Below are 16,198 nucleotides of genomic sequence, written 5' to 3'. Positions count from 1 at the left end.
TATGAAAGCAAAATTTTGTACATATATAATGATGATTCTTTTAATGGTATTAGGAGTTTCATGCAGTGATGACTTTTTAGAAGATAAAAAGCAATATAAATATTACGATGAAGAATTCTTTAAAAGTGAAGAACGTGTTAATTGGTATGTAAACAATTTATATTACGACTTTTTTGATGGGTATAAAACACCTACAGCAGTTCTTGTAGGATCTTTTACTACTACTCAAACTACTTATACAGAAGAAATAGGTGGTATTTCGGATATGATTAATCCAAATATAACTTTAGACAACGCGGCTAATGGATCGGGTTATTTCGGAAAAACATTAGTTGAGAACCCTTCTAATGATCCTTATAACAGGATTAGAGATTGCAATGTGATGTTGGAAAGAATTGATGTAGATGGAGCTAATTTGAGTGAAACATTCCGTAATCAGATTAAAGGGCAAATGTATTATTTACGTGCTATTCAATATTTCGATTTAATGCGTACCTATGGTGGCGTACCAATTGTAACAACTGTTCAAACACCTTCTAAAGATGATCCTTCAATAAAAATACCAAGAGCAACAGTATCTGAATTAGTTAATCAAATTGTTGCCGATCTTGATTTAGCTGCGAGTTTATTACCACGTACATGGCCAGCAAGTGATTACGGTCGTTTTACAAAAGGCGCAGCGATGGCTCAAAAATCACGCGTTTTATTAACGTATGCAAGTCCGTTATTCAATAAAAATTGGGATTCTGCACCAGATCGTTGGGATGCTGCTTTAGCAGCGGGATTAGCAGCAGAAACAGAATTAACAGCAGCTGGTAATAGTTTATATGGAACAACTGCAAAAGATTGGGAAAGAATGTTTTATATTAATGATAATGCATTCATATCTGAAGCTATAGTTGTTAAACTTTTGGCAAGCAGTACCACAGTTGCTACTTCTTTACAGTCAAATAACTCTTGGGAAAGATCAATTAGATTAGCGAGCCAAGGCGGACAAGGAAGTGGAGGAGTTGATGCTCCACAAAGTATGATTGATTTATTTCCTATGGCTAGCGGAAAAAGACCTACTGCTACAAATAATTATGATCCATTCTTATTTTTTAGAGACCGTGACCCGCGTTTTTACAGAACATTTGGTTTTTCAGGAAGTTACTGGCCTTATAATAATAGTTTGACTACAGCTGCGGCACCTACTGTTTGGGCATATAGATGGTCAACGAATGCTACTACCGGTGTAGCTTACAGTACTGGAAATGATGTAGCGAGTCCTGCTTTTATTCGTAAAATGTCAAGTCCTACAGTAAGTAATGCATCTAATTTTCAAATTTCAGGAACAGATATTATCGAATATCGTTTTGCTGAGTTAGTATTGAATATTGCAGAATGTTATGCTGCTAAAGGTGACATTGGTAATACTATTGCTTATTTAGGAAGAATTCGTAAACGTGTTGGAATTCCTGCTACAGATAATTACGGAATAGGTACACTGGCAGACAAATATACAGCTCTCGAAGCTTGTCTATATGAGCGTAGAGTTGAGTTGGCTTATGAAGGAAAACGTTTCTGGGACGTTCAAAGATGGATGCTTTATAGTGACGATGCTTCAATTAATGATGCAACAAATTCTAAACTAGGTATTCCGGTAATAAACGGCACTCAGCGTATTGGAAATTATTTACATTATAAAAATGGAACAAGTGCTGCAGGTACAGATCCTTTAGCTAATGCCCGTGCTTCTATTTCTGTTGATCCGGACGCAGCAAACTTTCAAGCTCAAATTACTGCTTTATCAACTTTTTATACTAATAATTTTGAATTGCGTTCTCCTCCAACACCTATGGATCAGGTTGGTGGTATTGCAACTCCTATTTTATGGAGACCAAATTATTATGTAATGGGACTTAATCAGACTGCTTTGGTTGGTAATCCTTGGTTAACACAGACTATCGGATGGAAAGATGGAAATGGTGCTGCAGGTACTTATAATTTCCAAGAATAAAATAAATTATATTGAAATGAATTATTAAAACAATTTCACCTGTATTTCTAAAAAATACAGGTGATTTGTTTAAAAAGAATTACCATAATTAAAAATTAGTATGAAAAATTTCACTTTATCGGCTCTTTTCCTATTGTTTTTAGGAAGTTTCCAATGTTTTGCGCAGTATCCCAAAATAAGTCCCGAAGTTCAGGCACAATCCAAAGTTATTATGGATGAAGCTCAGAAACGTTCAGACGAAGCCTGGGAAAAAGCGCTTGTAATTATTGAGGAAGAAGCCAAGCATGGAAAACCATTTATTCCATGGGCGTCGAGACCAAATGATTTGCCACAAGCAGAAATTCCTGCTTTCCCTGGTGCTGAAGGAGGAGGGATGTACACTTTTGGAGGACGTGGCGGAAATATTTACACCGTTACAAGTCTTGAAGACAGCGGACCTGGAACTTTACGTGAAGCGTGCGAAAAAGGTGGAGCAAGAATAATAGTTTTTAATGTTTCAGGAATTATCAGAATCAAAAGTCCGCTAATTATTCGTGCACCTTATATTACTATTGCAGGACAAACAGCTCCTGGCGATGGAATTTGTGTAGCAGGAGAATCAGTTTGGATCAATACACATGACGTAATAATCAGACATATGCGTTTCCGCAGAGGAGAAACTTTCGTAGGTCGTCGTGACGATGCCATTGGAGGAAATCCAGTTGGAAATATCATGATCGATCACGTTTCTGCAACTTGGGGATTAGATGAAAACATGTCTATGTACAGACATATGTACAGTCCGGGTCCGGGTTATCAGGATGTAAAAGTAGGTACAGTAAATATTACAATTCAAAACAGTTTATTCGGAGAAGCTTTAGATACTTACAACCACGCTTTCGGGAGTACTTTAGGCGGAGAAAATTGTGCTTTTATTAGAAACATGTGGGCAAATAATGCCGGTAGAAACCCTTCAATTGGATGGAACGGAATTTTCAATTTTGCAAACAATGTAGTTTTCAACTGGTACAACAGATCTACAGATGGTGGTGATTATACAGCAAACTACAACATCATGAACAACTTTTACAAACCAGGTCCAGTAACGAATTTAAATGAGCCAATTAGCTACAGAATCTTAAAACCGGAATCAGGAAGAAGTAAATTGCCTTATATGGTTTTCGGAAGAGCTTATGTAAACGGAAACATTGTAAACGGAAATGAAAAAGTAACCAAAGACAACTGGGATGGCGGAATTCAAATCGAAAATAAAAAAGGTGAATTAATGACTTATGATGAAGCCAAAGTTTATTTCGATAAAATGAAATCAGACAAACCTTTTCCAATGCCATGGTTTCGCCCATTCATGAAAGCTGATGAAGCTTATGAATATGTATTGAAAAATGTTGGAGCAACGTTGCCAATCAGAGATAAAGTAGACGAAAGAATCGTAAGAACCGTAAAAACAGGAGTTCCTGAATATGCAAAAGGATTAGAGAAAAAAGAATTCTATCAGTTCGAACACAGACGTTTACCAATGGATTCTTATAAAAAAGGAATTATTACAGATATTTCTCAGGTTGGCGGATATCCGGAATATAAAGGAAAACCATATGTTGATACAGACAAAGATGGTATCCCTGACAAATGGGAGAAAAAACACGGATTAAATCCAAATGATCCTGCTGATGCCAAACTAGATTCAAACAACGACGGATATACAAACATCGAAGATTACATTAACGGAATCGATCCAACTAAAAAAGTAGACTGGAAGGATTTAAGCAATAATCAGGAAACCTTAACAAAGTCTTTACAAGATTAATTTAAAAAGAAAAATCAGCTAAATCTGCCAAATCTGCGTGAGAAAAAAATTAGCACGCAGATTTAGCAGATCACGCAGATTTAGTGATTGTAATTTATAATTTATTAAAAATGAAATCAACAAAAAAAATAAGTGTGTTATTAATGTTATTCTTATGCATTAGCGCAATAGCACAAAAAAAATTAGATCCGGTATATATCAACGTTACCAACGAAAGAGCTGCTAAAATTGTAACTAAACTTGCTTTGGCAAATCCTGAAAAAGAAAAAACAGTTACAGAAATTATCGCACAGCAATTTAGAGACTTAAGCGAAATTCAGGATGGAAGAGATGCTGAAATTAAAAAAATAAAAGAAGACAGCAGTTTGTCTAAAGAAATACAAAATGAAAAAGTTGATAAATTAAAAGCAACTGCAGATAAAGAGATTGAAAAATTGCACAAATCTTATTTGAAAAAATTAGGAACGCAATTATCTGAAGAAAAAATAATAGCAGTAAAAGATGGAATGACCTATGGGGTATTGCCAATTACTGTTGCGGGTTATAACGATATGCTGCCAAATTTAACGGCAGAACAAAAAGATTATATCTACAAAGCTTTAGTCGAAGCCAGAGAATTTGCAATGGATGGGGGATCATCTAAAGAAAAACATGCTTGGTTTGGAAAGTACAAAGGAAGAATCAACAATTATTTATCAAAAGCAGGTTACGATCTAAATAAAGAAAGTGCCGATTGGCATAAGCGTTTGGAAGAACGAGAAAAAAATAAAGTAAAAGACACAACTTCAAAAGAATAATTTAAGTTTTAGGCTTTCGCCGAAGTATAAATTGAAGTATAAATTTCAGAACCTATTTCTCATGCAAACTATTTTTTCCAAAAATACTCTGAAACGAACAATAATGGTTATTTCATTTTGTTCTTTCTTTTCTTCCGCATATGCGCAATATCCCGAAATTCCAAAACCGCTTCAGGATAAAACCGATGCAATTTTGGCCGATGAAGAAAAAAGATTAGCCGAAATCTGGACAAGCAATTATAATATTATTCAGGCCGAAGCAAAATTGGGACGTCCGTATTTACCGTGGGCCTCTTATCCAAAAGATTTTGTTCATGCCGATATTCCTGCTTTTCCGGGAGCAGAAGGCGGCGGCGCTTTTACGCCAGGTGGAAGAGGCGGAAAAATATTTGTAGTAACAAGTCTGGAAGACAGTGGAAAAGGAACTTTTCGTGAAGCTTGTGAAGCCGTTGGAGCAAGAACAATCGTATTTAATGTTTCAGGAATTATTCAGTTAAAAAAGAGAATCAGCATGCGTGCTCCATATGTTACCATCGCAGGTCAGACTGCTCCCGGTGACGGAATCTGTATTGCCGGAGAAACATTAGAAATTGATACACATGACGTTATCATCAGATACATGCGTTTTCGCAGAGGCGCTACAGAAGTTACCCGTAGAGATGATGCATTGGGCGGAAATCCAATCGGAAATATTATCGTAGACCATTGCTCTGTAAGCTGGGGATTAGACGAAAATATTTCTTTATACAGACATCAGTTTCAGGCCAATGATAAATCAAAATTAGAAAAATTACCCGCTTGTAATATTACCATCCAAAACACCATTTCATCAGAAGGTTTAGATACATATAATCACGCTTTCGGAAGTACAATTGGTGGATTAAACAGCACATTTATGCGTAACTTGTGGGCTGATAATATTTCAAGAAATGCGTCTATTGGAATGTATGGTGATTTTAATTTTGTGAATAATGTGATTTTCAATTGGTGGAATCGTTCTCTTGACGGAGGTGATTATCGTTCGATGTTCAACATCATCAATAATTATTTTAAGCCGGGACCAATTACACCAACAGATCAGCCAATTCGTTACAGAATTTTAAAACCTGAATCAGGATATATGAAACCACAAACATATGGAAGAGCCTATGTTGACGGAAATTATATCGTTGGTTCTCCAGAAGTTACAAAAGACAACTGGAACGGCGGCGTACAATTGGAAGATCACTCAGAAGCGGAAACCAAAAATTATTTAGCGTTAATTAAACAGCCAAAACCGTTTTCGATGCCAAACATTACCATCATGAAAGCAGAAGAAGCGTATGAATTTGTACTGAATAATGTTGGTGCAATCCTGCCAAAAAGAGATGAGGTCGACGAAAGAATAATCAAACAAGTTCGCACCGGAAAAATTGAAGCTAAAGACGGTTTAGAAAATGCAATCGGCAAGGAATTTATTAAAAGAAGATTACCTGCTGACTCTTATAAAAAAGGAATTATCACGAACCCAAATCAGGTTGGAGGATATCCGGAATATAAAGGAAAAGCATATAAAGATTCTGATAATGATGGAATTGCAGATGCCTGGGAAAAGAAATTTGGCTTAAATCCAAATGATGCCTCAGATGCCAATAAAGATACAAACGGTGACGGTTATACCAATATTGAAAAATATTTTAATAACATAGATCCAAAAGAAAAAACAGACTGGACAAAATTTGAAAATAATACGGATACATTATCAAAAGTATTATTGCAGTAAAGTCTTAAATTTAGTCTCAGGGATATTCTCAACGCAAACCTGACAGGTTTTAAAACCTGTCAGGTTTATAAACACAAAGGAAATCCTCAAAGTTTTTGTCATTTCGACGGAGGAGAAATCTCCGCGAGAAGCTCGACAAAGACTGGATTCTCGTTGAGGAGTTACTTGCGGAGATTTCTCCTCCGTCGAAATGACAAGATTGTGGAAATGTAAAATTATAAAATAGTATTAAATTGAATTTTACCCAACTAAAAAATAGAATCTCACTTCAAAAAGATAAAATAATTTTATCTGGTTTTGCGGTGTTTTTCAGTATTATCGGGACAGCACAAACCACATTTCCAGACATCGTAAAAACCAAAGAAGGAAAACTTTCTTTCACCACAGACACAAAAGGAAATCAAATTCCTGATTTTTCGTATGCCGGATATATGGCTTCGGAAAAAGCGATTCCGAATGTGGAGAATAAAATTTTTGTTCCGAAACAAGAAGAAGATGCAACCCAAAGAATTCAGGCGGCGATTGATTATGTCAGTAATTTAAAACCAAATAAATCAGGTTTTCGAGGCGCTGTACTTTTAGACAAAGGAATTTTTAAAATCAGCGGAAGCTTATTCATCAGAAAATCAGGAGTGGTTTTACGCGGAAGCGGAAACAATGAAAACGGAACCATTCTTTTAGGAACCGGATTAAAAAGAGAAGCTGTAATCAGAATTTTAGGAATTGATGATAAAAAGTTAGGAGAAACTTTCGAATTCAATACCAATTATACACCGCTTGGAACCAAAACAATTCAATTAAAAAATGCATCAAAATTAAAACCATCGGATGAAATTATCATCACAAAACCTTTAACCGCAAATTGGATTAAGGAATTAAAAATGGATGATTTTGGCGCAGAAACCGGTTGGATTGGTTGGAAAAAAGACGATTGGGATATTTCATGGAACAGAATTGTAACCAAAATTAATGGAAACGAAGTAACATTAAACGCTCCGTTAACCATGACTTTGGATGACGTTTACGGAACTGCAAAAGCAACGACCTATTCATGGTCAGGACGAATTGAGCAAATCGGAATCGAAAATGTCCTTTTGAAATCAGCTTATGATACTTCAAAACCAAAAGACGAAGAACACAGATGGTTTGGAATTACCATCGAAAACGCAAAAAATGCGTGGATAAAACAAATCAATTTTAAGCACTTTGCAGGTGGAGCAGTTTCACTTTTAAAATCGGCACAGCAAATTACGGTTGAAGATTGTATAGCAACCGAACCCGTTTCTGAAATCGCAGGTTTTAGAAGACATACTTTTTATACAGAAGGTCAGCAAACTTTATTTCAACGCTGTTATTCTGAATACGGTTACCATGATTTTGCTGTGGGCGGATTTGGAACAACAGGTCCAAATGTATTTATTCAATGCGAATCGTATTTGCCTTTTAATAATAGCGGCGCGATTGGCAGTTGGGCCACCGGAGTTTTATTTGAAGTTTCGTATATCGACGGTCACGCTTTGAGTTACAACAACAGAGAACAAAACGGTCGAGGCGCAGGCTGGACGGCAGCAAATAGTGTTATTTGGGAAACTTCGGCATCAAAAATAGAATGTTATAATCCGCCAACGGCACAAAACTGGGCTTTTGGAGTTTGGGGCGGCATCATGGCTGGCGATGGTCATTGGAAAGAAGTAAACGGACATATTAATCCGAGAAGTTTGTTTTATGCACAGTTAGAAAACAGACTGGAAAAACTCCCTGTAAATCCTCATATTTATGATCTGGGTTCAGAACCTTCATCAAGTCCGGCTGTGGAAGTGGCGCAGGAATTAACTAAAAATTCGGTTGAACCAAAAGAAAGTTTAATCGAATGGATTGCAGAAGTTTCGAAATTAAATCCAATTGATACAAACAATTCAGGTGTTAAAAATGCGAATGATTTAAAGATAAATTCGGTACAAAATACTAGTACAAATACAAAAGTAACCACAATAAACGGCTGGCTTACTTATGATAATAAAGTAATCGCCGGAAACCGACTAAGCGTTCCGTGGTGGAGAGGAAGTTTGAGAGACAGTGATATTTCGAAGTCATTGCCGGATATTACCAGATTTGTTCCGGGAAGAACCGGAACCGGATTTACAGATAATATCGACGAAGTTTCTGATTATCTCACTTCTAAAAATATGGTCGCCTTAGAACATAATTACGGTTTATGGTACGAAAGAAGAATGGACGATCACGAACGTGTTCGCCGTTTTGATGCCGATGTTTGGCCACCATTTTACGAACAGCCCTTTGCGAGAAGCGGACAGGATTTTGCCTGGGATCAATTAAGTAAATACGATCTGACAAAATTCAACGATTGGTATTGGGATCGCCTGTCACTTTTTGCTGATTTGGCCGAAACCAAAGGACAATTGTTAATCAATCAGCAATATTTTCAGCATAATATTATCGAAGCCGGAGCGCATTGGTCGAGTTCGCCGTGGCGTTCTGCAAACAATATAAACAGCACCGGATTTCCTGAACCGCCACCATATGCAGGAGACAAACGTATTTTCATGGCAGAACAATTTTATGATGTTACGAATCCGGCGAGAAGAAAATTGCATGAAGGATTTATTCGTAAATCTTTAGAAAACTTTCAGGAAAACAGCAATGTAATCCAGTTAACAAGTGCGGAATATACAGGTCCGCTTCAATTTATGCAATTTTGGATTGATGAGGTTGAAAAATGGAAAGACGAAACCGGTAAAAAAGCAATCATTGGTTTAAGTGCCACAAAAGATGTTCAGGATGCTATTTTAAGTGATGCAAAAAGAGCCAAAACAGTAGATGCAATTGATATTCGATATTGGTACTATAAAGAAGACGGATCGGCTTATGCGCCGGAAGGAGGCAAAAATCTAGCACCAAGACAACACGCCAGAAAACTCAAAACCGGAAAAGAAACAGACGATCAGGTCTATCGCGCCGTTCGTGAATACCGCGAAAAATATCCTGAAAAAATCATTCTATATTCAACAGATGGTTCGTCAAGATTTGGATGGCCGGCTTTAATGGCAGGAGCGTCATTGCCAAACATTCCAAAAATTAATCTTCCTGAGTTTTATTCCGCTTTAAGCGAAATGAAATTAGTTGCCGGAAATACATTTTCAGACAATATCTGGACATTAGAAAATGTTGGAAAAAGTTATCTTTTTTACATCAAAAATGAAAAAGAAGTTTCAATTGATCTTTCTGCATACAAAGGAGATTTTGAAGTGTACGCAATCAACGCTGCAAACGGAAATTTCACTAAAAAAGCAAACATCAAAGGCGGAAAAATAAGTACAATTCCAGCTTCTGAAATTAAAGAAAAAGTATTGTTTATAATTAAAAAATAATAGCCCGCGGATGACACAGATTAAACGGATTAGCGCAGATTAAAGGAATTAAAAATTAAAAATCTGCACAATCTGCGAGAAATAAAAAAGAACCAGTGTAAACCAGTTCAATCCGTCAAACCCGTGGCCCAAAAAACATAATTTCAAAATAAACCAAAATGAATCTGAAAATTAAATATCTATACGCCATTTGTATAAGCTTTTTGCTAACAGCGCAAAGCGGATATTCTCAATCTGCAGAAAAAACAAAAGGCACTTTACCAAAAATTAAAGTGTCAAAAAATCAGCATTATTTCGTAACCGAAGACGAAAAACCATTCTTTTGGTTGGGCGATACAGGCTGGCTGGCATTTGGAAAATTAGACAGAGAAAGCATAAATAAATATTTTCAGGATCGAAAAACAAAAGGATTCAATGTTGTTCAGGTGATGGTTTTACACAATATAAACGCAGTAAATGTTTATGGAGATGCCGCCTTGATAAACGAAGACGTTTCTAAACCTTTAACCACTGCAGGAAATAATTTCAATAATAAGGATGAATACGATTATTGGGATCACGTAGATTTCACTTTGGATGTTGCTCAGAAAAATGGAATCTACGTTGCAATGGTTCCAGTTTGGGGAACAAATGTTTCAAAAGGAAATAAAGTCAACAAAGAACAGGCAGAAAAATATGCGAAGTTTTTAGCCGACAGATATAAAAACAGAACCAATGTGATTTGGTTAAATGGAGGCGATACGCACGGAAATGAGTTTATGGATATTTGGAACGCCATCGGAAACACATTAAAAACAAATAATCCGGATCAGTTGGTGACCTTTCACCCTTTTGGAAGAACTGATTCTTCTGAAAATTATCATAATGCAAGCTGGCTGGATTTTAACATGTTTCAATCAGGTCACAGAAGATACGATCAGGATTCAATAAAAACGAATTTCAAAGAAGACAATTACAAATTTGTTCAGCGAGATTTAACTTTAAAACCAACAAAACCAGCGCTTGACGGAGAACCATCTTACGAAGGAATTCCGCATGGCTTGCACGATACTTTACAGCCAAAATGGACGGATAATGACGTTCGCCGTTACGGATATTGGTCAGTATTTGCCGGAGCTGCAGGTTATACATACGGTCATAATGCCGTAATGCAAATGTTTAGAAAAGGCGATAAACCAGCCTACGGAAACAAAGAATTATGGAGTTCTGCCATCAACGCGCCCGGAGCCGGACAAATGGTTTATATTAAGAAACTGATGTTAAGTTTTCCGTATTTAGAAAGAATTCCGGATCAAACCTTAATCGCCAATCAAGGAGAAAAATACGATTATTTGGTTGCCACAAAAGGAGAAAAATACGCTTTGATTTACACGTACAACGGTAGAAAAATCATCCTGAATATGGGAAAAATTTCCGGAGACAAAGTAGATGCAAGTTGGTATAATCCCAGAAATGGAAAAGAGACAAAAATTGGAATTGTAGATAATAAAGGAACAAAAGAATTTCAGCCACCAGCAGATAAAAAAGATGGAAATGACTGGGTTTTGATTTTGAGATCGAAGTAAGAAATATTTTTTTAACCGAGCAGTTTTGTCATCCTGATGGAGGAAGGATCACACACAAAACTCTACAAAGATTGACGAAGTACTATGCGGAGCATCTAGTGTGATCCTTCCTCCATCAGGATGACAAAAAACGAGTGTAAATCTGCATACCAAAAACCAAAACTATGAAAAATATACTAATCATATTCTTCTTCATCACAGGACTAAACACCGCTTTCGCAAACGACGGCTGGTTAAACATCCTAAACGAAGGAGGAAATAACAAAGGAATAAAATGTACCGAAGCCATTCAGAATGCTATTGAAAAAGCATCAAAAAATGGAGGAGGAACCATTTTTTTCCCTTCCGGGGAATATTTAACGGGTGCTTTAAAATTAAAAAGCAACATTACGATTCATTTAGATTCGGGAGCGCTTTTGAAGTTTTCAGACAATTTTGATGATTATTTGCCTTATGTAGAAATGCGTTATGAAGGTTTGGTGATGAAATCTTTTTCGCCATTATTTTATGCCAAAGACGCTGAAAATATCACCATTACAGGAAGAGGCGTAATTGACGGACAAGGAAAAGCATGGTGGAATGAAGTGTACCGAATTGAAACCGCAAAAGGCCCGATTCCCGAAACCAAATACCAAAAAATGTGGACAGAGCAAAACAAAGGAATTGTCTATGAGCCTTACTATAAAAGAACGATCGACAAACACTTTTTTCGTCCTTCTTTCTTTCAGGCGTATGGCTGTAAAAATATTTTAATCGAAGGCGTTACTTTTCAAAATTCACCTTTTTGGACGATAAATCCTGAGTTTTGTGATAATGTGACCGTTACCGGAATTTCGATTTTTAATCCGCATTCACCAAATACAGACGGGATTAATCCTTCGTCTTGTACCAATGTTCATATTTCGAATTGTCATATCAGCGTTGGAGACGATTGTATTACGATTAAATCAGGCAGGGATGCGGATGGCCGTAAATACGGAAAAGCGACAGAAAATGTTACCATCACAAATTGTACGATGTTAAGCGGTCATGGTGGTGTTGTTATTGGAAGTGAAATGTCGGGCGGAATCAAGAAAATTACGATTTCAAATTGTGTTTTTGACGGAACCGATCGCGGAATACGCATCAAATCAGCTCGTGGTCGTGGTGGAGTTGTAGAAGATATTCGCGTTGATAATATCGTGATGAAAAATATCAAGGAAGAAGCGATAATCCTGGATTTGTTCTACGATAAAGATAATGCTGCAGAGCCCGTTACAGAACGTACCCCAACTTTTAGAAACATTCATATCAGTAATGTTACGGGTGGAAATGTAAATAAAGCGGGATTCGTTCGCGGAATTTCTGAAATGCCAATTCAAAATATTTCTTTGTCCAATATTAATATGGATGGCAAAGAAGGTTTTACGGTCAATACAGCAACAGATATTGAATTCCATGATGTAAAAGTAAATGCATCAGTGGGTTCTTCTTTCAAAATATTAGATGCTAAAAACCTTATTTTAGATAATGTTGGTTCATCAACACCAATAAAAGGAGTTCCGGTGATCAAGATTGATAATGCGTCGAATATTATGATCAACAATAATTTTCCTTTTAATGCAACTGATGTTTTTATTGAAGTTGATGGAAAAGAAACAAAAAATATTTTCCTGAAAAACAATGTATTTAATAATGTAAATACGGTTGTGAAAAGAGGAGCAGCTTTAGATAAAAAAGCAATTACAGAATAGCATAATAATAGAACACTAATTTCACAGATTTGCACCAATTCAATTTGTGTTAATTAGTGAAATTAGTGTTTAATTAAACAACATGAAAAAAGTATTCATCATAATAATCTGTTTCGTTTTTGCGATAAGTTATTCGCAGAAAAAGAAAGAACTATATCTTTTTACGTCGTTTAGAGAACCGGCGACCGAAGGTTTGTATCTGGCTTACAGCGAAGACGGCTATAATTGGAAAGGTCTTGAAGGATCATTCTTAAAACCAGAAATCGGAGCCAGTAAAATCATGCGCGACCCGTCCATCACAAAAGGAGCCGACGGAATGTATCACATGGTTTGGACAACAGACTGGAAAGGCGGAAATGGTTTTGGATATGCAAGTTCTAAAGATTTAATTCATTGGTCACAACAGGAATATATTCCCGTAATGAAAAACGAACCGGAAGTGGTAAACGTATGGGCGCCGGAAATTTTTTATGATGATGTTAAAAAAGAATACATTATTATCTGGGCATCGACAATTCCATTCCGATTTGAAAAAGGAGTGGAAGAAGAAAAAAATAACCACAGAATGTATTATGTAACAACTAAAGATTTTAAAACATTCTCTGATACAAAATTATATTATGATCCAGGTTTCAGCGTAATCGACTGCGTGATTGTAAAGAAAGGTAAGAAAGATTATGTTTTGGTTTTGAAAGACAATACCAGACCCATGCGCAACATAAAAGTAGCCTTCGGAAAATCACCTTTAGGGCCATTCGGAAAAATTTCTGAACCGTTGACGGAATATTTATCAGAAGGACCAACAGTCGTGAAAGTTGGCGAAAATTGGTTGTTATATTATGATAATTACGGCTCAAAAAATTACAAAGCTTTGAACACTTCAGATTTTGTTCATTTTGAAGATGTTTCGTCAAAAATAAGTCTTCCCGAAGGACACAAACACGGCACAATCACGACAATTTCTGAAGAAGTTTTAAATGGATTAATTGAAAGAAAATAAAAGATAAGGCCACAGATTCCACAGATTGAAATGATTTTTTCTAGCATTTAAAATTAAAATTTAAATCTGAAAAATCTGCGTAAAAAATTGTAAGAGTTAAAAGAGATTTTAATCTGTGAAATCTGTGGCAAAAAAATAAAATATAAATGATTACTTTCCACAACATAAAAATCAACATCATAACTACAGCCACATTTTTTTTGGCTTGCGCTTCTGTAAATGCGCAAAACGATACCGTGCGTTATGTTGGTAAAACACTTTCAAATGTAGATTATCATCATGGGCAATTGAGTCCGGCGGTTGGGGTTCACGCTACGCAGATTATGCGCGCAAGCCGTGAACATCCGGAAAAAGCAGATGGTTTTGGATGGACATACAACCACCAGCCCACGATGGCGTATTGGAATGACACATTTTATCTGCAATATTTAAGTGATCCTGCGGGAGAACATATTCCGCCGAGCCAGACATTAATTATGACTTCAAAAGATGGAGTGACGTGGAAAATGCCAAAAGTAATTTTTCCTATTTATCATATTCCTGATGGATGGAAAAAAGAAGGTGTTGAAGGTATTGCCAAAAATCTGGATGCCATTATGCACCAGAGAATGGGTTTTTACACATCAAAAGACAAACGACTTTTTGCTTTGGCGTATTACGGAATTGCAATGGATGAAAAAGACGATCCAAACGACGGAAAAGGAATTGGACGTGTAATTCGTGAAATCAAAAAGGACGGAAGTTTTGGCGAAATTTACTTTATCAGATATAATAAATCGTGGGATAAATCGAAATCGGTTTTTCCTTTTTATACGCAGGCAAAAGACAAAGGTTTGAAAAAAGCCTGCGAAGAAATACTTTCTGATCCTTTGATTTTACAGCAATGGGTTGAAGAAGCCGATCGTGATGACGAATTAATTCCACTAAAAAAGCCTTATAAAGCACTTAGCTCTTATCATTTACCAAACGGTGATGTGGTTGGCTTATGGAAACACGCTTTGACTTCGATCAGTAAAGATGGGGGAAAATCATGGGAATATATGCCTGTTCGTGCACCCGGTTTTGTAAACAGCAATGCCAAAATCTGGGGACAAAAAACGTCTGATAATCGTTATGCGACTGTTTATAATCCATCAGAATATCGTTGGCCATTGGCAATTTCGACAAGCGATGATGGTTTAAATTACAAAGATTTATTATTGGTTCACGGCGAAATTAGTCCGATGCGTTATGGTGGAAACTACAAATCTGCCGGTCCGCAATACGTTCGAGGAATTTCTGAGGGTGACGGCATTCCGCCTGACGGAAAACTTTGGGTAAGTTACAGCGTTAATAAAGAAGATATTTGGGTAGCGTCGATTCCGGTTCCGGTTACAAGTGTTGTTACTGAAAATGCGAATGATATTTTTAACGAACTTCCCGACGGACAAGAATTAAAGTTGTGGAATACCTATGATTTGTCGTGGGCTTCAACCAAGATCGAAAAAAAAGACGGCAAAAAATGGCTAACTTTAAGAGATCAGGATTATTTTGATTATGCTCGTGCTGAACGCGTTATTCCGTTTGCAGAGAAAATGGAAGTCACTTTTACCGTTAGACCGGAACAAAACAATCACGGTTTATTGCAGGTTGAATTTCAAAATAAACAAGGATTGCCTGCCGTAAGATTAACGTTTGATGCTGATGGACAATTAAAAACAAAAACCGGAGCTCGTTTTAATACCATCGCCAAATATGAAGCAGGAAAAGAATATAAAGTAAATGTAAAACTGAACGTTAAAACCCGTTCGTACACGGTAAAAGTAAACGACGAAAAAGAATCAACAAGAATATTTTATGCGCCGGTAGATGGTTTTGAAAGAATTATGTTCCGCACAGGTGAACAGAGATATTCTCCAAATCCGGACACAGCACCGGACACGGATGATTACGATGATCTGCCTCAAACCGGAAAATTAATTCCCGAAGCAGTTTTTAATATTCAGTCGTTGATTACGAAAAAGTTATAAAGTATGGAACGCGGATGACACGGATTCGCTAAAGCGAAGACACGGATAAAACGGATTTTTTTATTTTAATGAGAATAAAAAATCAATTTTAAAAATCCGTTTTTATCCGCGTTTTTACGAAGTAAATCCGCATCATCCGC

9 protein-coding genes are annotated in these 16,198 nt (G+C 36.6%); all 9 read left to right on the top strand.

What is annotated here, in order from left to right:
- Position 1 precedes the first annotated feature (1 nt).
- The 9 genes from SD960_RS05000 (at position 2) to SD960_RS04960 (ending at position 16,058) form a co-directional block, all read left to right on the top strand.
- A complete protein-coding gene (locus SD960_RS05000; RefSeq protein ID WP_318801249.1) occupies positions 2–1,999 on the top strand; it encodes a RagB/SusD family nutrient uptake outer membrane protein in 1,998 nt (665 codons plus the stop codon).
- A gap of 100 nt (positions 2,000–2,099) precedes the next feature.
- Positions 2,100–3,803, top strand: a complete 1,704-nt coding sequence (locus SD960_RS04995; protein WP_318801248.1) for a polysaccharide lyase — start codon at positions 2,100–2,102, stop codon at positions 3,801–3,803.
- A gap of 110 nt (positions 3,804–3,913) precedes the next feature.
- The gene (locus tag SD960_RS04990; RefSeq protein WP_318801247.1) at positions 3,914–4,600 is read left to right on the top strand and encodes a DUF3826 domain-containing protein; all 687 of its coding nucleotides are present in this window, start codon (positions 3,914–3,916) and stop codon (positions 4,598–4,600) included.
- A gap of 103 nt (positions 4,601–4,703) precedes the next feature.
- Positions 4,704–6,362, top strand: a complete 1,659-nt coding sequence (locus tag SD960_RS04985) for a polysaccharide lyase (protein WP_413230374.1) — start codon at positions 4,704–4,706, stop codon at positions 6,360–6,362.
- A 233-nt stretch (positions 6,363–6,595) separates the two neighbouring features.
- A complete protein-coding gene (locus SD960_RS04980; RefSeq protein WP_318801245.1) occupies positions 6,596–9,751 on the top strand; it encodes a DUF6298 domain-containing protein in 3,156 nt (1,051 codons plus the stop codon).
- A gap of 158 nt (positions 9,752–9,909) precedes the next feature.
- The gene (locus SD960_RS04975) at positions 9,910–11,316 is read left to right on the top strand and encodes a glycoside hydrolase family 140 protein (RefSeq protein ID WP_318801244.1); all 1,407 of its coding nucleotides are present in this window, start codon (positions 9,910–9,912) and stop codon (positions 11,314–11,316) included.
- A gap of 164 nt (positions 11,317–11,480) precedes the next feature.
- The gene (locus tag SD960_RS04970; protein WP_318801243.1) at positions 11,481–13,049 is read left to right on the top strand and encodes a glycoside hydrolase family 28 protein; all 1,569 of its coding nucleotides are present in this window, start codon (positions 11,481–11,483) and stop codon (positions 13,047–13,049) included.
- A gap of 82 nt (positions 13,050–13,131) precedes the next feature.
- Positions 13,132–14,049 carry a glycoside hydrolase family 43 protein gene (locus tag SD960_RS04965; RefSeq protein WP_318801242.1) on the top strand — a complete coding sequence of 306 codons (918 nt, stop codon included), beginning with the start codon at positions 13,132–13,134 and terminating at the stop codon, positions 14,047–14,049.
- Positions 14,050–14,195: 146 nt separating this feature from the next.
- Positions 14,196–16,058, top strand: a complete 1,863-nt coding sequence (locus tag SD960_RS04960; protein WP_318801241.1) for a six-hairpin glycosidase — start codon at positions 14,196–14,198, stop codon at positions 16,056–16,058.
- Positions 16,059–16,198: the final 140 nt, after the last annotated feature.

Source organism: Flavobacterium sp. MMLR14_040 (genome assembly GCF_033657265.1).
GTDB lineage: Bacteria > Bacteroidota > Bacteroidia > Flavobacteriales > Flavobacteriaceae > Flavobacterium.
Note: the sequence above shows the minus strand (reverse complement) of the source record. Positions and strands in the feature narration are given on the sequence as shown.